This is a genomic window from Micromonospora qiuiae, assembly GCF_016863555.1.
Classification (GTDB): domain Bacteria; phylum Actinomycetota; class Actinomycetes; order Mycobacteriales; family Micromonosporaceae; genus Micromonospora; species Micromonospora qiuiae.
The window spans coordinates 61,270-80,396 of the sequence record NZ_BOPC01000041.1 but is presented as its reverse complement, the minus strand read 5'-3'; the positions used below and the strand labels follow the sequence as shown (position 1 = coordinate 80,396).

General features: G+C 71.5%; 18 protein-coding genes. 9 read left to right on the top strand and 9 right to left on the bottom strand.

Translation table 11 applies throughout. The features are described 5' to 3' along the window. Window positions 1-262: 262 nt before the first annotated feature. A complete protein-coding gene (locus Vqi01_RS16180) occupies window positions 263-2,875 on the bottom strand; it encodes a glycoside hydrolase family 9 protein (protein ID WP_204035623.1) in 2,613 nt (870 codons plus the stop codon). A 217-nt stretch (window positions 2,876-3,092) separates the two neighbouring features. Here Vqi01_RS16180 and Vqi01_RS16175 point away from each other — a divergent pair, with 217 nt between their 5' ends. Together Vqi01_RS16175 and Vqi01_RS16170 are read left to right on the top strand one after the other, a co-directional pair. Continuing rightward, window positions 3,093-3,821, top strand: coding sequence for a PP2C family protein-serine/threonine phosphatase (locus Vqi01_RS16175; protein WP_204035622.1), 729 nt, complete (start codon window positions 3,093-3,095; stop codon window positions 3,819-3,821). 100 nt (window positions 3,822-3,921) lie between these two features. Continuing rightward, entirely contained in the window at window positions 3,922-5,148 is a 1,227-nt protein-coding gene (locus Vqi01_RS16170; protein ID WP_204035621.1) for an epoxide hydrolase family protein, read from the top strand. 779 nt (window positions 5,149-5,927) lie between these two features. On the opposite strand, the gene Vqi01_RS16165 is transcribed toward Vqi01_RS16170, so the two are convergent. Continuing rightward, a complete protein-coding gene (locus Vqi01_RS16165; protein ID WP_204035620.1) occupies window positions 5,928-6,206 on the bottom strand; it encodes a hypothetical protein in 279 nt (92 codons plus the stop codon). Then, window positions 6,203-6,370, bottom strand: a complete 168-nt coding sequence (locus Vqi01_RS16160) for a hypothetical protein (RefSeq protein ID WP_204035619.1) — start codon at window positions 6,368-6,370, stop codon at window positions 6,203-6,205. Before Vqi01_RS16160 ends, Vqi01_RS16165 begins: the two co-directional genes overlap by 4 nt. 497 nt (window positions 6,371-6,867) lie before the next feature. Between Vqi01_RS16160 and Vqi01_RS16155 the strand changes: the two genes are divergently transcribed. Beyond that, entirely contained in the window at window positions 6,868-7,059 is a 192-nt protein-coding gene (locus tag Vqi01_RS16155; protein WP_204035618.1) for a hypothetical protein, read from the top strand. 206 nt (window positions 7,060-7,265) lie between these two features. Here Vqi01_RS16155 and hrpB read toward each other — a convergent pair whose 3' ends face one another. From hrpB to Vqi01_RS16140, 3 genes are all read right to left on the bottom strand, one after another. Further along, window positions 7,266-9,860, bottom strand: a complete 2,595-nt coding sequence (gene hrpB, locus Vqi01_RS16150) for an ATP-dependent helicase HrpB (protein WP_204035631.1) — start codon at window positions 9,858-9,860, stop codon at window positions 7,266-7,268. 120 nt (window positions 9,861-9,980) lie between these two features. Further along, window positions 9,981-10,172 (bottom strand): DUF397 domain-containing protein, encoded by a 192-nt coding sequence (locus Vqi01_RS16145; RefSeq protein ID WP_204035617.1) that lies wholly within the window; start codon window positions 10,170-10,172, stop codon window positions 9,981-9,983. Window positions 10,173-10,215: 43 nt separating this feature from the next. Beyond that, on the bottom strand, window positions 10,216-11,058 hold the full coding sequence (locus Vqi01_RS16140) for a helix-turn-helix domain-containing protein (RefSeq protein WP_204035616.1): 843 nt from the start codon (window positions 11,056-11,058) through the stop codon (window positions 10,216-10,218). Window positions 11,059-11,175: 117 nt separating this feature from the next. Between Vqi01_RS16140 and Vqi01_RS16135 the strand changes: the two genes are divergently transcribed. The 3 genes from Vqi01_RS16135 to Vqi01_RS16125 are packed head-to-tail and all read left to right on the top strand — an operon-like array spanning window position 11,176 to window position 13,979. Then, window positions 11,176-11,826 carry a GOLPH3/VPS74 family protein gene (locus Vqi01_RS16135; RefSeq protein WP_204035615.1) on the top strand — a complete coding sequence of 217 codons (651 nt, stop codon included), beginning with the start codon at window positions 11,176-11,178 and terminating at the stop codon, window positions 11,824-11,826. 36 nt (window positions 11,827-11,862) lie between these two features. Beyond that, complete coding sequence (locus tag Vqi01_RS16130) at window positions 11,863-13,386, top strand: APC family permease (RefSeq protein WP_204035614.1); 1,524 nt, start codon at window positions 11,863-11,865, stop codon at window positions 13,384-13,386. Further along, on the top strand, window positions 13,386-13,979 hold the full coding sequence (locus Vqi01_RS16125; RefSeq protein ID WP_204035613.1) for a GNAT family N-acetyltransferase: 594 nt from the start codon (window positions 13,386-13,388) through the stop codon (window positions 13,977-13,979). The genes Vqi01_RS16130 and Vqi01_RS16125 overlap by 1 nt, the downstream gene beginning before the upstream one ends. 60 nt (window positions 13,980-14,039) lie before the next feature. Here the strand turns inward: Vqi01_RS16125 and Vqi01_RS16120 are convergent, their stop codons facing one another. After that, window positions 14,040-14,864 (bottom strand): SigB/SigF/SigG family RNA polymerase sigma factor, encoded by an 825-nt coding sequence (locus tag Vqi01_RS16120; RefSeq protein WP_204035612.1) that lies wholly within the window; start codon window positions 14,862-14,864, stop codon window positions 14,040-14,042. Window positions 14,865-15,258: 394 nt separating this feature from the next. Between Vqi01_RS16120 and Vqi01_RS16115 the strand changes: the two genes are divergently transcribed. The 3 genes from Vqi01_RS16115 (at window position 15,259) to Vqi01_RS16110 (ending at window position 16,863) form a co-directional block, all read left to right on the top strand. Next, entirely contained in the window at window positions 15,259-16,011 is a 753-nt protein-coding gene (locus tag Vqi01_RS16115) for a hypothetical protein (protein WP_239098428.1), read from the top strand. 168 nt (window positions 16,012-16,179) lie between these two features. Next, complete coding sequence (locus Vqi01_RS31320) at window positions 16,180-16,308, top strand: hypothetical protein (protein ID WP_275408816.1); 129 nt, start codon at window positions 16,180-16,182, stop codon at window positions 16,306-16,308. 36 nt (window positions 16,309-16,344) lie between these two features. After that, window positions 16,345-16,863: a GNAT family N-acetyltransferase gene (locus Vqi01_RS16110; protein WP_204035611.1), complete on the top strand. Its 519-nt coding sequence runs from the start codon at window positions 16,345-16,347 to the stop codon at window positions 16,861-16,863. A gap of 120 nt (window positions 16,864-16,983) precedes the next feature. Here the strand turns inward: Vqi01_RS16110 and Vqi01_RS16105 are convergent, their stop codons facing one another. Together Vqi01_RS16105 and Vqi01_RS16100 are read right to left on the bottom strand one after the other, a co-directional pair. Then, window positions 16,984-17,565: a general stress protein gene (locus Vqi01_RS16105; protein WP_204035610.1), complete on the bottom strand. Its 582-nt coding sequence runs from the start codon at window positions 17,563-17,565 to the stop codon at window positions 16,984-16,986. Between the two features lie 120 nt (window positions 17,566-17,685). Continuing rightward, window positions 17,686-19,083 (bottom strand): glycoside hydrolase family 6 protein, encoded by a 1,398-nt coding sequence (locus Vqi01_RS16100; RefSeq protein WP_204035609.1) that lies wholly within the window; start codon window positions 19,081-19,083, stop codon window positions 17,686-17,688. Between the last annotated feature and the right edge of the window lie 44 nt (window positions 19,084-19,127).

Genomic DNA, 19,127 nt, shown 5'->3' with positions numbered 1-19,127 from the left:
CCCGTTGCCCGTTGCCCGTTGCCCGTTGCCCGTTGCCCGTTGCCCGTTGCCCGTTGCCCGTTGCCCGTTGCCCGTTGCCCGTTGCCCGTTGCCAGTGGCTCGCTGGGCCGTACGCGGGCCCGCAGCGCCGATTCGTCGCCGCTATCAGCTCGACAGCGGCGGCAGCCCACCCGATGAGGAGCGCCGCCTGGCGACGACTGCCGCCGGTCGGTGAGGTGGGGCCGGGTGGGGCGCCGGTCGCCGACGGCGCCCCACCCGGGGATCAGGAGACGGCGCAGGGGGCGCCGTTGACCGTGATCAGGTGCGGGCCGGGGTTGGCGCCGCTGCCGGTGGTGGCGTTGAAGCCGAACATCACCGTGCCGCCGGGGGCGATCCGGGCGTTGTACGACTCGTTCTTCGCGGTGACCGTGGCGCCGGACTGCGTCACGTCCGCCATCCACGCCTCGCGCACCTTCGCGTCACCAGTGAACGCGAACCGGGCACTCCAGCCGTTGATCGTGCTGGTGCCGGTGTTGCGGATGGTCACCTGGGCGGTGAAGCCGGTGTCGCCGTGCCAGGAGCCGTAGTTGGTGTAGTTCACCGCGCAGGTCGGTGCCGGCACCGCCCGCGAGTCGCCCTGGTCGGCGAGGAACGAGGCGATCCAGGCCAGCGCCGAGTTCCAGTTGATCGCCACCTCGTTGGTGGAGTACGAGGCGATGTCGTCGACGAAGCAGAACATCGGCGCGCAGCCGGCGAGCAACTGCTCCACGAACGGGTCCTGGAGGGCGGCGTTGGGGCCGCCGGCCAGCGAGCCGGCGGGCGGCTTCGGCATGCTCGGGTCGAGCTGGTGGCCGAAGATCCGGCTGTGCTGGTTCTCCGCCGCGTGCTCGCCCCATCCGGTCACGTACGAGATGTTCAGCGCGTTGCGGCCGAGGATGTAGTCCATCGTCTGCACCGCGCCGTCGCGGTACTTCGCCGATCCGGTCAGGTCGAAGGCGGTGGCCAGCACGACGGCGTTGTTGATCACGTTGCTGTTGCCGCCCCAGAAGTAGCTGCCCGGGTCACCGGGCATCGGCAGCCCGTACGCCTGGCGGCGGATCTCGGCGAGGTAGCCGTCGGCGGCGGCGGTGACCGACGCCCGGACCCGGGCCAGGTCGGCGGCGGGCAGCCCGTTCGGCACGGTGGCCAGGTCGAGGCGGCCCAGCGCGGCGACGCTCTGCCAGCCGAAGCCACGGACGTCGAAGACGTCACCGGTGTGGTGCGGCGACGCGGTCAGTTCGGTCAGGTAGGCGCGCTCGCCGGTGGTCAGGTACAGCTCCGCGGCGGCCCAGTAGAACTCGTCGGTGACGTCGCTGTCGCTGTACGCGCCGCCGCCGTTGCCGTCCGCCGGGTCGGCGTACCGGGTCGGGTTGGCCTTGGCCGCCGCATACGCGGTCTTCGCCGCGCTGCCGCAGCGCTGCGCGAACGCCGGGTCGTACGGGGCGAACAGCCGGGCGCACTGGGCGGCGACGGCGGCCAGGTTCAGCGTGGCGGCGGTGGACGGCGGGTGCAGTTCGCGCAGCTCGTCGTCGTCCTCGGGCCGCAACGGCAGACCGGTCCAGTTCCGGTCGTGAATCTTGTGGTGGGCCATGCCGGCCAGCGGCTTGCCGGCGGGCACCTGCATGCGCAGCAGGAACTCAAGCTCCCAGCGGGCCTCGTCGAGGATGTCCGGCACCCCGTTGTCGCGCTCGGGCACCCGCAGCTTGCTGTCGCCGAGGGCGGCGCCGAAGCCGGCGGTGGCGGCGTTCTTGGTCCGCTCGAAGGCGTTCAGCAGCTGGTAGGTGGCGATGCCGCCGTTGACCACGTACTTGCCGTGGTCGCCCGCGTCGTACCAGCCACCGCGTACGTCGAGCCGGTAGTCGCAGACGCCGGGCTGGCAGGGCACGTCGGTGTCGCCCTTGTTGGGGGCGACGCCCAGGTGGCCGGCCGGGCGGGCGTACTCCTCGCCGACCAGGTCACCGTCGATGGCGATGCCGCTGCGCTGGATGTAAAAGAACTGGAGCGCGTCGGAACGCAGCTGGTCGTAGAGCGTGCCGGAGATGTCGAACGGGTGGCTGACCTCCCCGTCCACGGCCAGCGTCAGGCCCCGCCCCGGGGTGCGGTACGACGAGAAGTCGACCGTGTGCACATTCTGCGCCGACGCCGGGTCGACCCCGCGCGGGGCGGTGCTGCCGTTGGCCAGCACGGCGCCGGAGGCGGACCGCAGCTGCCAGGGCAGCGCCTTGGTCGCCTCGGTGACCACGGTGGCGTTCTTCGGCCCGCCGGGCAGGTAGCCGACCTGGTTGACGCGCACCCGCGGGCCGGTGTCCGGCTCGTACGGCTCAGGCGGGTTGCCGCCGCGCAGCGAGACGTTGTCCAGGCAGATGGTCTGCTCCTGCGCGCTGCCGCCGACCTGGAAGATGATCTGGGCGCGCGGGTCGTCGTCGGGCGCCACGAAGGTCCGCTCGATCCGCTGCTGCGTGGCAGTGGCGGCGGCGACGACGCTGTAGTAGCCGGTGTAGGGGGCGTTGCCGAGTTGCAGCACGGCGGTGACCGAGCCGCCGGGGGTCGCGGTGACGTCGAAGCCGAGGGTGTACTCGGCGCCGCCGACGAGCGCGACGGCGTCCTGGCCGATGCCGGCGTCCCAGGTGTTGGCGAGCCCGCCGGGAACGGTGGTGCAGAGTTGGCCGTCGGTGACGCCGAGCGGACCGGTGCCGTAGGAGAACCAGGGCGACACACCGGTGCTGAAGTCGCCGTTGGTGATCTGTTCAGGAGCGTCGGCCGGGGGATCGGCGTGGGCTGTGCCGGCGCTCGGGCCGATCAGCGCCACGGTGGTCGCCATGGCGAGCACCGTGAGACGACGTCGGGATGGCGTCACGGGGGTTCCTTCCGACGAACGGGACGGGGGCGTGCTGGTGATGGATACCTGGGAGCGCTCCCAGGTATCGGGCATGTTTCCAGGGCGCGTCGACCCTGTCAATCGATCCCATCCGATGATTCTTGGGGGCTCACGGGCAGTGAGATTCGCCGCGCCACGCCCGGTCCCCCTGATCTCCTAGAGACAACGACGCCCTTCGCCTGGCAGGCTGCGTGCCATGACCCTGAAGCTGCGTTCCGTCGGAACGAGCGACCGTGGGCTGATCCGCAGCGGTAATCAGGACGCGGTGCACGTCGGCACCTGGTTGGTGGCCGTCGCCGATGGCATGGGCGGCATGGCCGCGGGCGACCTGGCCAGCGCCATCGCCATCGAGGCGATCGCTGGGCTGGACGCGGAGACACCCGAGGACGCGTTGGTCGCCGCCCTGCAGAGCGGCATCGAGTTGGCCACCACCCGGATCCGTCAGGCGGTCACCGAGGACCCCCAGCGGCAGGGGATGGGCACCACGTTGACCGCGCTGTTGTTCGCGCGTACCGGCAGCTGCCTGGCGCTGGCCCACGTGGGCGACTCCCGGGCGTACCTGTTCCGCGACGGCGTGCTCAAGCAGATCACCCGCGACGACACCTTCGTGCAGATGCTCGTCGACCAGGGCCTGATCACCCCCGACCAGGCCGGCAGCCATCCCCGCCGGGCCGTGGTCACCCAGGCGTTGCAGGGTGACCGGGTCGAACCGACGTACGCGACGATGGTGCCCCGGGCCGGCGACCGCTGGCTGCTGTGCAGCGACGGGCTGTCCAACGTCGTACGCGCGGACACCCTGGCCGAGGTGCTGGCCAATCACCCCGACCGGGAGGCCTGCACGCGGAAGTTGATCGACCTGGCGTTGCGCGCCGGTGGCCCGGACAACATCACCGTCGTCGTCGCGGACGTGGTCGACGAAGGCTGAGCGGTCAGGTGGCCGAGGCAGACTCGGGCGCCGGCCCACGATGGCATGAGGCGGCAGCATCCGGGAATCCCCTCCGATCATCGGGGACTGGGAGGACGACGTGGCTGTCAAGATCGAGGCGCCGGTGCGTACCGGACAGGATCGGCCGTTCACGGTGGAGATTCCGGAGGCGGAGCTCGACGCGTTGCGCAAGCGCATCGCGAACACGCGGTGGCCGGAGAAGGAGACCGTCGACGATCAGTCGCAGGGCGTGCCGCTCGCGACGATGCAGGCGCTTGCGCACTACTGGGAGAAGGAGTACGACTGGCGCAAGGTCGAGGCACGACTGAACTCCCTGCCGCAGTTCCTGACCGAGATCGACGGGTTGGACATCCACTTCATCCACGTACGGTCGAAACACGAGGACGCGCTGCCGCTCATCGTCACGCACGGCTGGCCCGGCTCGATCATCGAGCAGCTCAAGATCATCGGACCGCTCACCGATCCCACGGCCCACGGCGGTGCCGCCTCGGACGCCTTCCACCTGGTCATCCCGTCCCTGCCCGGCCACGGCTTCTCCGGCAAGCCGACCGCACCCGGCTGGGGACCGGAGCGCATCGCGCGTGCCTGGACGGAACTGATGAAGCACCTCGGATACTCGCGCTTCGTCGCGCAGGGCGGCGACTGGGGTGCGGTCGTCACGGACCAGATGGGCGTCCAGGCGCCGCCGGAGCTGATCGGCATCCACACCAACATGCCGGGTGCGGTCCCGCCGGACATCGACAGGTTGTTCCAAGCCGACGTCACCGCCGCGACCAACGCCCTCGGCTCCCTCCCGGCCGATCTCTCCGACGGGGAGAGGCACGCGGCCGAACAGTTGGATTTCGTGTGGAAGCACGTCGCGTACGCCCTGATGATGCAGACCCGGCCCCAGACCCTGACCGGACTGGCGGATTCGCCGGTAGGGCTGGCGGCTTTCCTGCTCGACCACGACGCGCGCAGCCTGGAGCTGATCTGCCAGGCCTTCGCCGGGCACCCGGCCGGTCTCACCCGCGACGACATTCTCGACAACATCACGCTGTACTGGCTGACCAACACGGCGGTCTCCGCGGCACGTCTCTACGCGGAGAACAAGCTCTCCTTCTTCGCCACCAAGGGGGTCGCCATCCCGGCCGCCGTGAGCGCCTTTCCCGACGAGCTGTACCAGGCACCGCACAGTTGGGCCGAGCGGGCGTACCCCAACCTCATCTACTACCACCGGCTGGAGAAAGGCGGGCACTTCGCGGCCTGGGAGCGGCCGGAGGTCTTCGCGGAAGAGCTTCGCAACGGCTTCCGTCCGCTCCGCTAGCGCGGGTTTCCGAGGGAGGTAAGGCGCGGCACACCGGCGGCAGGCAGGCTCAGCGCTGTCGCGACGTCGCGTTGCATGTAGGCACCCCGGTTATGGTCCCCCGCTATGACTCACCGACGCGCGGCAAGTACCGCCGGATCAGCGACGACCGCGAGGGCCGTGAGCTAAGCATCACCCGGCACACCTCGCGGCCCTGCCACAGGATGCCGCAACTCGTGGGCCTGCGCACGGGACACCGCAACTCGCGGCCTCAACCGGCCCGGAAACCCCAACATCCCGCAACCCGTGCCACCCGCAGGGCGGGATAGGCCGACATCCCGTAACCCGTGCCCACCCTGCGCACCCGAACACCCCGAGATGCCGCAACCCGTGCCGTCCACCACCCCAGGCGCAGCGGCCACCACGCCTGGATTCCGCCCGCGTTGCCTCTTCGCGCCTGATGCGGCACCCAGTTGCGGCATCACTGGCCCGACCAGTCACCGCACACCTGGACCGCGGCTACGACAGCAACCGCTTTGATCACCGCCGATCGCCGTTTCGCCGTAACGGCGGTGTCCCGGCCGATCGGACACCGCCGTACCGACGAAACGGAGTCGATCAACTGGCTACGGAGGCCAGCGCTGTCGTCGTCGGCCATGTCAACACCGGCATGGCTCGCGGATGCCGCGAAGGCCACCCGCAAGACCCCCGCCAAGAAGGCCACCCCGCCAAGGTTCGCGCCCAAGGATCCGCACAGACCCGCTGGGGGATGACCTCGGGGTGTGTACCCCCGCGATGGGTTAGCGCCTTTGCGGCGATGTCAAGCGTCTCTGTTGCCCCGGTTTACCCACGGCGGGTGCCGGGGCGATGCGCAGCCCGGCCTTCATGACGAAGATGGATCGGCGGTCCACCGCGTCTCCCTTGTTGTCGATCTGGTAGCCCTCCAGCCAGATCCACCCGTGGTAGGTGGGCCGGTCGAGCACGCGGATCACGCGGAACAGGATCGGCTTGGTGAACTGCACGCTGGCCTCCCGACCCACCCGGAGCAGGTCACCGGCCTTCGGCAGGTGGGCGGTCACCGGAGGTTCCGCACCTGTTGCCAGGCCAGAACCTGGGCACGCGATACCGCGACGCGGGGGCACCAGCCGTCCAGGTGGCAGCGGGGGCACCGCTTGACGCGGTGGTCGTCAAGAATGAACCAGGCCACCTGGACCAGGAAGGGCATCTCAGGGCGCTCGGTCACGGCAGCCACCCGAGGAATCTGCGGTGGAGATCGCGGGCGGGAGCCCAGCCCATGTCCTGCGTCGCGGCCACCAGATGCGAGGCCATGTAGATCGACAGGGAGATCGGAGCGCCTTCGTACTCGATCAGCAGCTCCCGGCGGCGGGTGCGGCAGGGCCAAGATGATCCACACCCGGCACACGTCCAGATCGGCATTACCGGCCCGTGCGCCGTCATGACGCCTCCCCCGGCCAGTGGCCCCGGTTGATCGGCACCCGGTGCCGAGCCCGGCACGGCAGATCCCTACCGCAGCGGCAGGTCACCCGTTTGAGGATGTGGTTCCACGTCGGTCGGTGCCTTCGCGCGAGAGTCAGAGCAGCGTCAGCCAGATACTCCCCGTATGAGACGAATCGCGTCATGTGCCCATCGCATCACGAGAGTTGTACAGAGGCAACCCCTGTTGGCGTTGTCTCACCCCGTTGCCCTTCGGGCAACGCCTCCGGGCCATAGCGTCAGATTGTGGAGCTGCTCGGGCTGGATGAGATCCGTGATCTGCTTGGCGGGATCAGCAAGCAGCGCGCCACGATCATCGTGGGCCGCAAGGGATTCCCTGATCCGCTCGTCACGTTGAAGATGGGCCGCGTCTGGGATGGCAAGGCCGTCCGGGCTTGGATCGCCGAGAACCGCCCCAGCCCGACCGGCGAGGATTGACCGGGCGCGGTCAGCTACTGCGCCTGTCTACCGCAAGCGTCCGTCGGCTGGTCACCGACGCTTCTTCCTCGACAACTGCCTCAGCAGCGGGGGCTGGTCGTCCGGCTCGGGTCCGTCCGTCGCCTGCGGATTGAACGGGCGCAGCCCGGCGAGGCTGTCAAGGATGGGGGGCCGATCCTCCGGCCTCGTGTCGCGTAGCGCCATGGTCAGCGCCGCCGCCCGCCCGATCGGGTCGGCGGTGCCGTGGTCGGGTCCTCCGGCCAGGGGTGGCGCGGGTAGCGGCCGCGCAGTTCGGCCCGGACCTGCCGGTAGCCGGTGCGCCAGAAGGATGCCAGGTCGGCGGTGACCGCCACCGGCCGCCCCGCCGGGGAGAGCAGGTGCAGCAGTACGGGCGTGCGACCGTCGGCGATCCGCGGCGCGTCCGCCCAGCCGAAGGTCTCCTGGAGCCGGACCGCGAGCACCGGTGCGGCCGGATCGGTGTAGTCCACCCGGATCCGGGAGCCGCTGGGCACGGTGAGCCGTTCCGGGGCCAGCTCGTCCAGCCGCCCCGCCAGGGACCAGGGCACCAACCGGCGCAACGCGCCGGCCACGTCGATCCGGGCCAGGTCCGCGCGCCGGCGGGCGGTGGCCAGCTCCGGGCCGAGCCAGTCGGCGGCACCGGCCAGCAGCGCCTCGTCGGAGACGTCCGGCCAGTCGTCGCCGAGCGCCCGCCGGCAGAACGCCAGCCGTTCGCGCAGCGTCCGCGCGGCCGGAGTCCAGGTCAGCAGGTCGAGGCCGACGTCGCGCAGGCCGGTCAGCAGGGCTGCGGTGACCGCTTCCGGGGCGGGCCGCTGCAGCGGACGTTCGACCAGCTCGATCGCGCCCAGCCGGATCACCTCCCGGGCCACCACGTCCGTACCGGACCAGCCGACCTCCCGGTCGGTCCGCAGCGACGGCGCGCCGGCCTCGCGGGCGGTCGCCTCGTCCAGCACGGCGGCGAGCCGGATCCGGGCGGCCGGCGCGCCGGGGGAGCGGTCCGCCACGGCCACGGCGAGCCAGTCGGCACCGGCCAGCGCCGACCCCGGCGCCAGCTCCGCCGCGGTCCCGCCGCTCATCAGGTACGCGCCGCCGCCCGGCCGCCGCGCCCGGGCCAGCCGTTCCGGGTACGCCAACCCGACCAGCAGCCCGGCGGCCAGGTCGTCGGGCAGCGGTGACCCGTCGGCCGGGAGCCGACCGGCACGGTCGGATCCGTCCGGCGCGGACCGCCCGGCGATGTCGCCCGAGGGCAGGTTGCCCGGGTACAACCGGCCGTTGCCGGCGACCGGCAGGGCGGCGCGTAGCCGGCGTACCTCGGTGCGCCAACGTGCGGTGGCGGCCGGGTCGGTGCCGGTACGCAGCCGACGCCACGCCGCGACGATGTCGTCGCCGGGCCGGGCAACGCTCTCCTCGGCGAGCAGTGCCACCACCTCGGCGGCGCGGTCGGCGCCCACCCGTTGCGCCCCGTCGAGCAGCGCGCGGGCCAGCCGGGGGTGCGCCCCGGCGGCGACGATCGCCCTGCCCCGCGCGGTGATCCGACCGTCCGGGTCGAGCGCACCCAGGGTGCTCAACGTCTGCCGGGCCACCGTCATCGCGGCCGCCGGAGGCGGGTCGGGCAGGGCGAGACCGGTGCCGTCGGGTGCGCCCCAGGCTGCCAGCTCCAGGGCGAAACCGGTCAGGTCGGCGGTGGCGATCTCCGGCTCCGGCTGGGCCGGCAGCCGCTCGTGCGTGGCCTCCGACCAGCAGCGGTAGACGTGGCCGGGGGCCTGGCGCCCGGCCCGCCCAGCCCGCTGGGTGGCGCCCGCTCGGGACACCGGCACGGTGACCAGGGCGCCCAGCCCTCGGGCCAGATCCAGCCGGGCCACCCGGGACAGGCCGGCGTCCACCACCGTCCGCACGCCCGGCACGGTCAGGCTGCTCTCCGCCACCGCCGTGGTCAGCACCACCCGTCGCTGTCGCCCGGGACGCAGGGCGGCATCCTGCTCGCCGCTGTCCTGACGGCCGTGCAACCGCAGCACGTCGACGCTGTCACGCAGGTCGGCCAGGCGACCGGCGACCGCGGTGATCTCGCCGACCCCGGGCAGGAAGACCAGCAGGTCTCCGGTGCGTTCGCGCAGCGCGAGCCGGACGGTGGCCGCGACGTGGTCGAGCAGGGCCCGGTCCACCGGACCCGCGCCGGGTGGCGGCACCGGTCGGGGCGGCGGCGCCCAGATCCGCGTCACCGGATGCAGGGCCGCCGAGGCGCGGACCACCGGTGCGGGTGCCGTGCCGCCGAGCAGAGCGGCGAACCGGTCGGCCTCCGGGGTGGCGGACATCGCCAGCAGCCAGAGGTCCGGCCGCAGCGCGGCCCGGGACTCCACCGTGAAGGCGAGCGCGAGGTCGGCGTCGAGTTGCCGCTCGTGAACCTCGTCGAGCAGCACCGCGCCGACGCCGGCCAACTCGGAATCGTGGTGCAGCCGGCGGACCAGCAGGCCGGTGGTGACCACCTCGACCCGAGTGCGCGGGCCGCAGCGGCGCTCGCCGCGTACCGCGTACCCGACTCGATCGCCGACCCGTTCGCCGAGCAGGGCCGCCATCCGCCGGGCCGCGGCGCGGGCAGCCACCCGGCGGGGCTGGGCGACGATCACCCGGCCGTCGACCGCGTCGGCCACGGCGAGCGGGGCGAGGGTGGTCTTGCCGGTGCCTGGCGGCGCGACCAGAACGGCGGCGCCGCCGGAACGCAGCGCCGCCACCATCGCCGGCAACACCGGCCGGACGGGCAGGTCGAGGGGCACGTCGGAGAGCACGGCCCAGTGTCCCACCGCCTTGCGCCGGCCCGGCCCCGCCCACGACCGGCGCCTCAGTCGTCACCCGAGCTGTCTACCCGCCGCGCACGCGTCGGCGATTCCGCCAGCCTGCGGGGCGGGTCAGCGGGTGGGCAGGTCGGCGACGAATGCGCGCCAGGCGGGCAGCGGGAAGGCCAGGACCGGACCGTGGCGGTCCTTGCTGTCCCGGACCGCGACCCCGCCATCGGCGGTGGCGACCTCGACGCAGTTGCCGTTGCCCACGCTGCGCGTGCTGGTGCGCCACTTCGCCACGGAAAGGTCGAGCGCGGTCATCGCGATCCCTTCGTCGTAACCGAAAGTGACCGCTCCGCAGCGGTCACGTAAAGTAGCGAGTGGCTTCCTTCAGGCGGATCAGGGACGCCGCCGGATCGAGCGCCAGACGGCGCAGCCGCTCATGCACAAGGCTATACGAGCGCACCTGCGCGGCTTCCTCCAGTGCCAGGCCTGTCGTGAGATTTTCCAGGTAAACCACGGCGGCGTCGGCGGCGTCGGCGAAGGTGAGGAGGACGTACGGTGAACTCATCGCGGGATGCCCGCCAGCGCTGAACGGAAGTACCTGGATCGTGACGTTCGGTAGCTGGGCAACGGTCTCCAGATGGGACAGTTGCCCCGCCATGACCGCCCCTTTGCTGACGGAGCGTAACAACACCGCCTCGTTCAGCACCACCGACAACTCGACCGGATTCTCGCCGTACAGCACGTCCTGCCGGCGCAGCCGGGCGGCCACCTTGCGGTCCAGGCCGTCCTCGCCCGCGGTCAGGCGGTAGACCTCCCGGGCGTACGCCTCGGTCTGCAACAGGCCCGGCACCGCCTCGGCCTCGTACGTGCGCAGCGTGGCCGCCTCGGCCTCCAGTCCGACGTAGAACTCGAACCAGTCCGGCAGCACGTCGCTGTAGTGCTGCCACCAGCCACGTTGCTGCGCGCTGCGGGCGATCTCGATGAGCGCCTCGGCGTCGTTGCCGGTGACCTGGTACAGCGCCAGCGCGGCGCGTACGTCGCGAGGCTTGATGCCGATCTGGGCGTTCTCGATGCGGGACAGGTTGCTCTTGGACATGTCCAGTTGTCGGGCGGCCACGTCGAGGGTCATCCCGGCGCGTTCGCGCAACTGACGTAGTTCCCGGGCGATTCGGCGGCGGCGGACGGTGGGGCTTGCGGTCACCCTCCGAGTCTGTCACGGGAATAAGCGCAGGTCGCGTCAGCACGGAGTGCAACCGCCGAAAACGGGAGTTGCATTGCAGTAGCGGTGGGTGCATCCTTTCCCGGGCTATAGCGATCAATGAACGGCGACCGGGGAGGACTTTTGCTCATCGCCGACGAGTTCTTCCTGATCGCGCACAACGACATCCGGGGCAAGGCGAAGTTGCACCCAGCCGCGACCGGGCTCGGTCTGGCCGCCGGCCTCCTCGGTGAGCTGATCCTCTATGGACACATCACCGTGACGTCGGCGCAGGTCACCGTGATCGATCGTCGTCCGCCGGCCGATGCGCTGGCGCACACCGTGCTGGACCAGTTGATCGGTGAAGCCCAGCACCAGGCGGTGCGGACCTGGCTCAGCTTCCTCGCCCAGACCGCGGTGACCTCGGTCGGGGAGCGGCTGGCCCGAGCCGGCGTGCTGCGCCGCCAGGAGAGCCGGCGGCTGCTGCGGACCACCGTCAACTACCTGCCGACCGACCTCAACGTCGCCGCCTGGCCGGCCACCCGCCTGCGCGCGGTGCTCGAACGGAACGAGCCGCCCAGCGTGCCCGACGCCCTGCTGCTCGGTCTGGTCGCCGCCGCCGGGTTGACCCGCGAGGTGCTGTGGAGCGCCGGTCCCCGGGCCCACCACCGGCTCAACCTGATCGTCCCGGCGTTGCCGGCTCCGCTGAAGGAACTCGTGGCGCACACCGAGGCCGCCGTCGGCGCGGCAGTGCTGCGCGGCGCCCTCTGACCCGGTACCCCCTCCTCTGACGAACCGGAGCAGTCCATGTCCTCGACCGCGACAACCGACAGACCGAGCAACGTTTCCGAGGCGCTGGCCCGTGGCCGGCTCGGTGTGCCCTCGGTGATCTTCTTCGTTCTCTCCGCGGCAACGCCGCTGACCGTGGTGGCCGGCGTGGTCACCACCGGCTACGGGGTCGTCGGGGTGCTCGGCATCCCGCTGGCCTTCGTGGTGGTCGCGGCGGTGCTGACGCTCTTCGCCACCGGTTACGTGGCGATGGCCCGCCGGATGGCCAACGCCGGAGCCTTCTACTCGTACGTGAGCCGTGGTCTGGGACGTCCGGCCGGGGTGGGCACGGCGTGGGCCGCGCTGGTCGCGTACAACGGACTCCAGGTCGGGCTCTACGGCACGATCGGCGCTGCCGCCACGCCGGTGCTGAACCGGCTGTTCGGGATCGAGCCACTGTGGTGGATCGTGGCGCTGGCGGCCTGGGCGCTGGTGGCGGTGCTCGGTCTGCTCCGGGTGGACATCAACGGCATGGTGCTGGCGGCGCTGCTCTGCGCGGAGATCGCCATCATCCTGGTGTTCGACCTCGGGCAGCTGGGCAACCCGGCCGGTGGCAGCGTCAGCTTCGCGGCGTTCTCGCCGGAGAACTTCTTCGTCCCCGGAGTCGGCGCGGTGCTGGTGCTGGCGATCCTCGGTTTCGTCGGCTTCGAGGCCTCGGTGGTGTTCAGCGAGGAGAGCAAGGATCCCAAGCGGACGGTGCCGATGGCGACCTATCTCTCCGTGGCGATCATCGGGGTGGTCTACGCGCTCTCCTCGTGGAGCATGACGGTGGCCGTCGGCCCGGACCGGATCGCCGAGGAGGCCGGCACCCAGAGCGTCGATCTGATCTTCAACCTGGCCGGGGCGCACCTCGGCGACACCGTGCTCGCCATCGGGCAGGTGCTCTTCCTGACCTCGGTGCTGGCCGCCATGATCGCGTTCCACAACACCACGGCGCGGTACGCCTTCGCGTTGGGCCGGGAGCGGGTCCTGCCGGCGGTGTTCGGGCGGACCTCGCCGACCTCCGGTGCTCCCCGGGCCGCCTCGCTGGCGCAGAGCGCGCTCGGCCTGCTGGTGATCGTGCTGTACGCGGTCAACGGCTGGGACCCGGTCCTGCAGCTGTTCTTCTGGCTGGGTACCAGCGGTGGCTTCGGGGTGCTGCTGCTCATCGCGACCACCGCGATCTCCATCATCGCGTACTTCGCCCGCAGCGGAGAGCAGGAGACGCTGTGGCGGCGGCTGATCGCACCGGGGATCGCCGCCATCGCGCTGATCGCGATCATCGTGCTGGCCGTGCAGAACTTCGCCGACCTGCTCGGGGTGGAGCCCGACTCCCCGTTGCGCTGGGCGTTCCCGGCGGCGTTCCCGGTCGTGGCGCTGCTCGGCGTGCTCTGGGGTCTGGTGCTGCGCAGCAGTCGCCCCGACACGTACGCCCGGATCGGTCTGGGCGCGGAGAGCGCCGCAGCCGTGGTACCTCCGGCGTCGCTCACCGAGCCGGCGCCGCTCACCACGGAGGTACGGTGATGACGGAGCCGACCATCGGTCGACTCGACCTGGCGGACACCCGGTGGGTGGCCGCGCGGATCGCCGAGGCGTTCCTGGTGCTGGACGCGACCCGGTGGCTGGTGCCGGACGAGGCCAAGCGGGAATCGGTGCTGACCGCCCAGTTCGAGATCATCGTCGAGCACGCGATGCGGCACGGCCTGGTGTTCGGCACCGAGGACCGTGCCGGAGTGGCGGTCTGGATGCCGTCGATGGGTGACCCGCTGCCGCCTCCAGAGGAGTACGACGCCCGGCTGGCCGCCGCCTGCGGGGAGTGGACGCCGCGCTTCGCGCACCTGGACGAGTTGTTCGACGCCAACCATCCGCACCAGGACCACCATCACCTGGCCCTGCTGGCCGTCCGGCCGGACCGTCAGGGGCAGGGCGTTGGCAGCGCGTTGCTCCGCCACCACCACGCCTGGCTGGACGCCAACGGCGTACCGGGCTATCTGGAGGCGAGCAGCGAGACCGGTCGGGACCTGTACGCCCGGCACGGGTACCAGGTGTCCGAGCCGTTCCGGTTGCCCGACGGTACGCCGTTCTGGCCGATGTGGCGGGAGCCGGTCGCCGGCTGAGCCCACCGACGACGGGGGCCGGGGTCCTGCCAGGACCCCGGCCCCCGTCGGCACCCCCTGTTAGTAAGTGCCGTCGAGCTGCCCCCGCAGCTTTGTCAGTGCCCGAGCCAGCAGCCGGGACACGTGCATCTGCGACACGCCGATCTGCTCGGCGATCTGCGACTGCGTCAGGTTGCCGTAGAACCGCAGCGTCAGGATTCTCTGCTCGCGCTCGTCCAGCGTGGCCAGCGCCGGGCCCAGCGCCACCCGCAGCTCGGCCAGCTCGAACTCGCCGTCCTCGCCGCCGAGCATGTCGCCGAGTTCGGTCGCCCGGTCGCCGTCGCCGGTCGGCGTGGACAGCGACACCGCGTTGTAGGCGCGGGCACCCTCCAGGCCCTCCAGCACCTCTTCCTCGGTGAGGTTGAGGTGGGCGGCGATGTCGGCCACCGTCGGCGAGCGGCCCAGGGTCTGCAGCAGCGAGCTGTTGGCGTCGGAGATGGCCAGCCGCAGCTCCTGCAGACGTCGGGGGACCCGGATGTCCCAGGTGCGGTCCCGGAAGTGCCGCTTCAGCTCACCGATGATGGTGGGGATGGCGTAGCCGGCGAAGTCGACCCCACGGGAGGGGTCGAACTTGTCGATGGCCTTGATGAGGCCGACGGCCGCGGTCTGGGCGAGGTCGTCGGTGGGCTCACCACGCCCGCTGTAGCGGTGGGCGAGGTGGTTGGCCAGTGGCAGCCAGGCCTCGATCGCCCGGTCGCGCAGCGTGGCGCGGGAGGGATGCCCGGCCGGCAGTGCGGCCATCGCGTTCAGCAGTTCGGTGGCGCTGTCGGTGAGCGCCCGCGGGTCGAGCTTCGGCGCCGAGGTCGTCGAGGTGGTCGCCGGCTCGCTGATCGTTTGCGCGGTCATGGTGGTCCTCCCTGCACCTCGTCCGCGGATAGAGACGTGACGCTTTGGATTGGTGGCTATGGTCGTTCGGGTGTCACCATAGCCCGATCGTCTCTGGGAAATCTAGCCGAACGGACGATGTGCTTAAGTGATTTTCGGCGTAAAAAGCCGCAAACACGGACGCGAGACATCTCCCAAAGGGGTTGTCTGCTGCGGGCCTTGTGGACCGATTGCCCTGCCGTTCGTAGGGGAGCGGCTCGTCCACCCGAAGGTGCCGTCTCGGCCGGACGGTGTCGGGCGTACCGCCGGCCGGCTGAGCTGGGTGGGGCCGGCCAGCGCACTGTCGTCTTTCCGTCGTTGTCCGGTATCCGGAGGTGGCCGTAGCGTCCCCGGTGGACCCCTAGTCGGAGGCGCTGTGCTCGACCCTGCCGTTCCCCACCTCGTCGTGAACTGCCGTACGTTGTATTTCAGCTGGCTGCCGGCGGATCCGGCGGCGGTGGCGGCGCTGGTCCCGGCCGGGCTGCGACCCCATCCCGACCTGCAGGTCTTCATGAACCAGTACGTCGTGGACGACGAGAGCCAGACCAGTGGCTTCGGCTCGTACTCGCTGACCTACCTCGGGGTGACCCTGGTGGACGCGGACGCCCCCGACGGGGTGACCCCGGGTGGCTGGTGGACCCACTACGTGACCTCCAGCGAGCGGGTCCGCGACTACGCCCTCGCCCGCGGCGCCCCCGCCCTGACCGGCCACACCACGATCGCCGCCCGTCGCGACCGATTGGTCACCCAAACCGACATCGACGGCGTGCCGATGATCCGGACCCAGGCGCGGGTGGGTGAGACGGGACACACCGTGCACAACGGTCACCACCGGTACCTCACCGCACTGCGCGGCCAACTGGTCAGCAGCATCTATCCGGTCGTCGCCGAACCGGTCAGTCCGTTCGAGATCGAGTCGGTGGAGTTCCTGGCACCCGAACACCCCATCTACGCGCTGCGTCCGGAAAACCCCCTCACGATCACCTGGGGCTACTACGCCCCGCGCTCCTCCTTCGCGTACCCGGGCGGGCTGACCGTCCTGGGCGAGCTGCAGCCCGCACCAGCCCCCCGGACACCGGGCCCGCAGCGGGCGGCCGCCGGAATCGTCAGCCAGCCGACCGGCCGGTAGCGGCCCGGACGAACACCGGATCGCCCGGCGAAGAGATGCGGTCGCCGGGCTTGCCGAATCAGCGGCTCGGCGAGGTTTCCGCTCGGCCAGACGGGTAACTCAGAGGATCGGCGACCTGCGCGACACGCGCGCGCCGACCCCATACCCGAGCAGCGAGGAGGCCACGCCATGTCCGGCGAAACGACGAACTCCGTCACGGAGCACCGCGAGCAGGCGGTGGAGAGCGAGCGGGGGGCGCTGTTGGCCGTACTGGTGATGGTCCTGCTTGGCGTGGCCGGCATCTTCGCCGTCTCCTGACAGCCCGCCCGACGGGGTGTGCCAGACTGTGCCGCCGTGGAACTCACCGGTCCCGGCCTGCTCCTGCGTCCCTGGCGGGACGCGGACGCCGCTGCCGTACTCGAGGCGCTCCGCGATCCGGCGATCATGCAGTGGAATCCGCAGGGCGACGTGAACGATCTGGAGGCGGCCCGGCGCTGGGTACGGCGCCGGGCCGACTGGTCGGGCAGCCATGTGTCACTGGCCGTGGTCGACCCGGCCGCGCCGGAAACGCTGTCGGGCTCGGTCTCGCTGAACCGGATACAGGACGGCGACGCCTCGATCGGCTACTGGACGTTGCCCGCCGCCCGGGGGCGCGGGCTCGCCTCGGCGGCGGTCGCCCGGCTCACCGCGTGGGCGTTCGCCGAACTCGGGCTGTACCGGATCGAGCTGTGCCACGCCGTGCTCAACGCGGCCTCCTGCCGGGTCGCGCAGCGAACCGGCTACCTGGTCGAGGGCACTCTGCGGCAGTCGTTCCGATACGGCGACGGGCGGCGCTACGACGAGCACCTGCACGCCCGCCTCGCCACCGACTGACCGCCGGTCAGCCCGGGCCGGCCCGCCGGGGACCAAGCCCGTTGCGGCTCTGCTCAGCCCGCCGCGTGCGACTCTGCCTGCCGCCTGGGGCTCCGCTCAGCGTGCCGCGTGCGGCTCTGCTCAGCCTGCCGCCTGAGGCGATCGACCGCCCAGGCGGCCCAGCAACTGGCGGGCCTGCTCGGCGAAGTCCGCCTCGACGATGACCGCGTAGCGACTGGCGCGCAGTGAACTGGCGGAGGTGAAGTCCCGCCGTCCGCCCGCCATCGCGTGCGCCACGGCGCCGAACACGGCGCCCCAGATCGCGCCGATGACCAGGCCGACCAGGACCACCGCGACCCAGTTCCCGATGGTGAAGATGCCGAAGAGCAGTCCGATGAACAATCCGAACCAGGCACCCGTGCCGGCGCCGATCAGCGTCGCGCGGCCGGTCGTCATCCGGCCCAACACGGTCTCCACCAGCGTCAGATCGGTGCCGACGATGGCGGTGCGCTCCACCGGGAAACGGTTGTCGGCCAGGTGGTCCACCACGCGCTGGGCCGACGGGTAGTCCGGGTACGACCCGATCGTCACGGTCGGCGGCCCGGTCGGCGGTCCGTGACCGTCAGCAGCCGGTGTCGCCACGGGCCCACCCGGCCCCGACGGGAGGCGTCCCGCACCCGTCACCCCCGGCCGCCACCCCGAAAAATCCGACTCCCCCCGCATACTCCCCCCTCAACCCGGAAGTCCTTACCCCCTCCCAATTCCCGCCTCCACCCTCGATAACCCCGCACAGAGATCTTGGTACGGGACGGCGTCCGCGTACCAAGATCTCTGTGGGTGGGGTCAGGCGCAGGGGGTGCCGTTGAGGGTGAAGTTGGTCGGGCGCGGCAGGGTGCTGCCGGAGTAGGTGCCCTGGAAGCCGGTGCTGATGGTGCCGCCGTTGGGGACGTTGCCGTTCCAGGCGACGTTGCGGACCTGGATCCGGTCGCCGGACTGGCTCCAGTCACCGTTCCAACCATTGGTGAGCCGCACCCCGGAGGCGACCGTGAAGGCGAGCGTCCAGTTGTTGAGCGCCGCGCCGCGGTTGGTCACCGAGATCTCGGCGGTGAAGCCGCCGGTCCACGCGTTCGGGGTCCAGGTCACCGTGCAGTCCCCGGTCGGCGGAGCGGTCGTCGGGGGAGCGGTCGTCGGGGGAGCGGTGGTCGGCGGGGCGGTCGTCGGGGGTGCCGTGGTGGGCGGGGCGGTCGTCGGCGGAGCGGTGGTCGGCACCGGACCGGCCGCGATGGCCAGGTCGTACGCCCGCTGCGGCACGAACTGGCCTGCGGCCGCGATGCAGCCGTCCGCCTCGCCGGGCAGCTTGACCCAGAGGAACGCGTCGATGGCGGAGTCACCCGTCGCGGTGGTGCTCGGCGTGCCGATGGCCCGCCCCGGCGGGTCGCACCACTCGGCGCCGGCCGGACCGTTGCCGTTGCGGCTGGTGTCGATGATCGCCTTCAGGCGGGAGATGCCGGTCGCCGCGATGATCTGCTTGGCGTACGAGACCTCGTCGGCGGTGCGCCGGTAGTTCGACACGTTCACCGAGATGCCGTCGGCGCTGTTGGCGATGTCGGCGGCGTTCAGCCGAGCGGCAGCCTCACCGGCGGCGAGCCATCCGCCGTGGCCGATGTCGTAGTAGACCTTCGCCGCCGACGAGCCGCGCTTGAGCGCCTTACCGGCGTACGCCATCGAGGCCCGCACCTCGGCCTGCTGACCGGCGTCCATGCAGCTGGTCATGATCGGGAGCACGTCGGGCTCCAGGATGATGGTGGCCGGTCGCCCCCCGAGGCCCGCGGCGACCTGGTCCACCCACTGGCGGTAGGCCGTGTGGTTCGGCGCGCCGCCCGCGCTGTGGTTGCTGCAGTCGCGGTTGGGGATGTTGTAGACCACGAGGATCGGAATCTTGCCGGCGGCGGCCGCGGCGCCGACGAAGGAGTTGACCTCTCCGCGCACGGTCGAGGTGTTGGTGGTGGTGTACCACCGTGCCTGCGGGACGCTGGCGATCCGGTCCCGGATGACGGCGGCGCGCGAGTCGTTCGGGTTGGCCGCGACCCACCGGGCGGCGGCGGTGTCCGGATCGACGTAGAAGGCGGAATCGGCAGCCGCGGCGGGAGTCGGCCGCAGCGCGCCCACGCCGACCGTGGCGGCGACGGTGAGGGCCGTCACCACCGCGCCGACCACGGCGAACGTGCTTCGGGTTCTCATGCTCTGCTCCTCGGGCACATCGAAGAAGTTACGTGGAAGCGCTC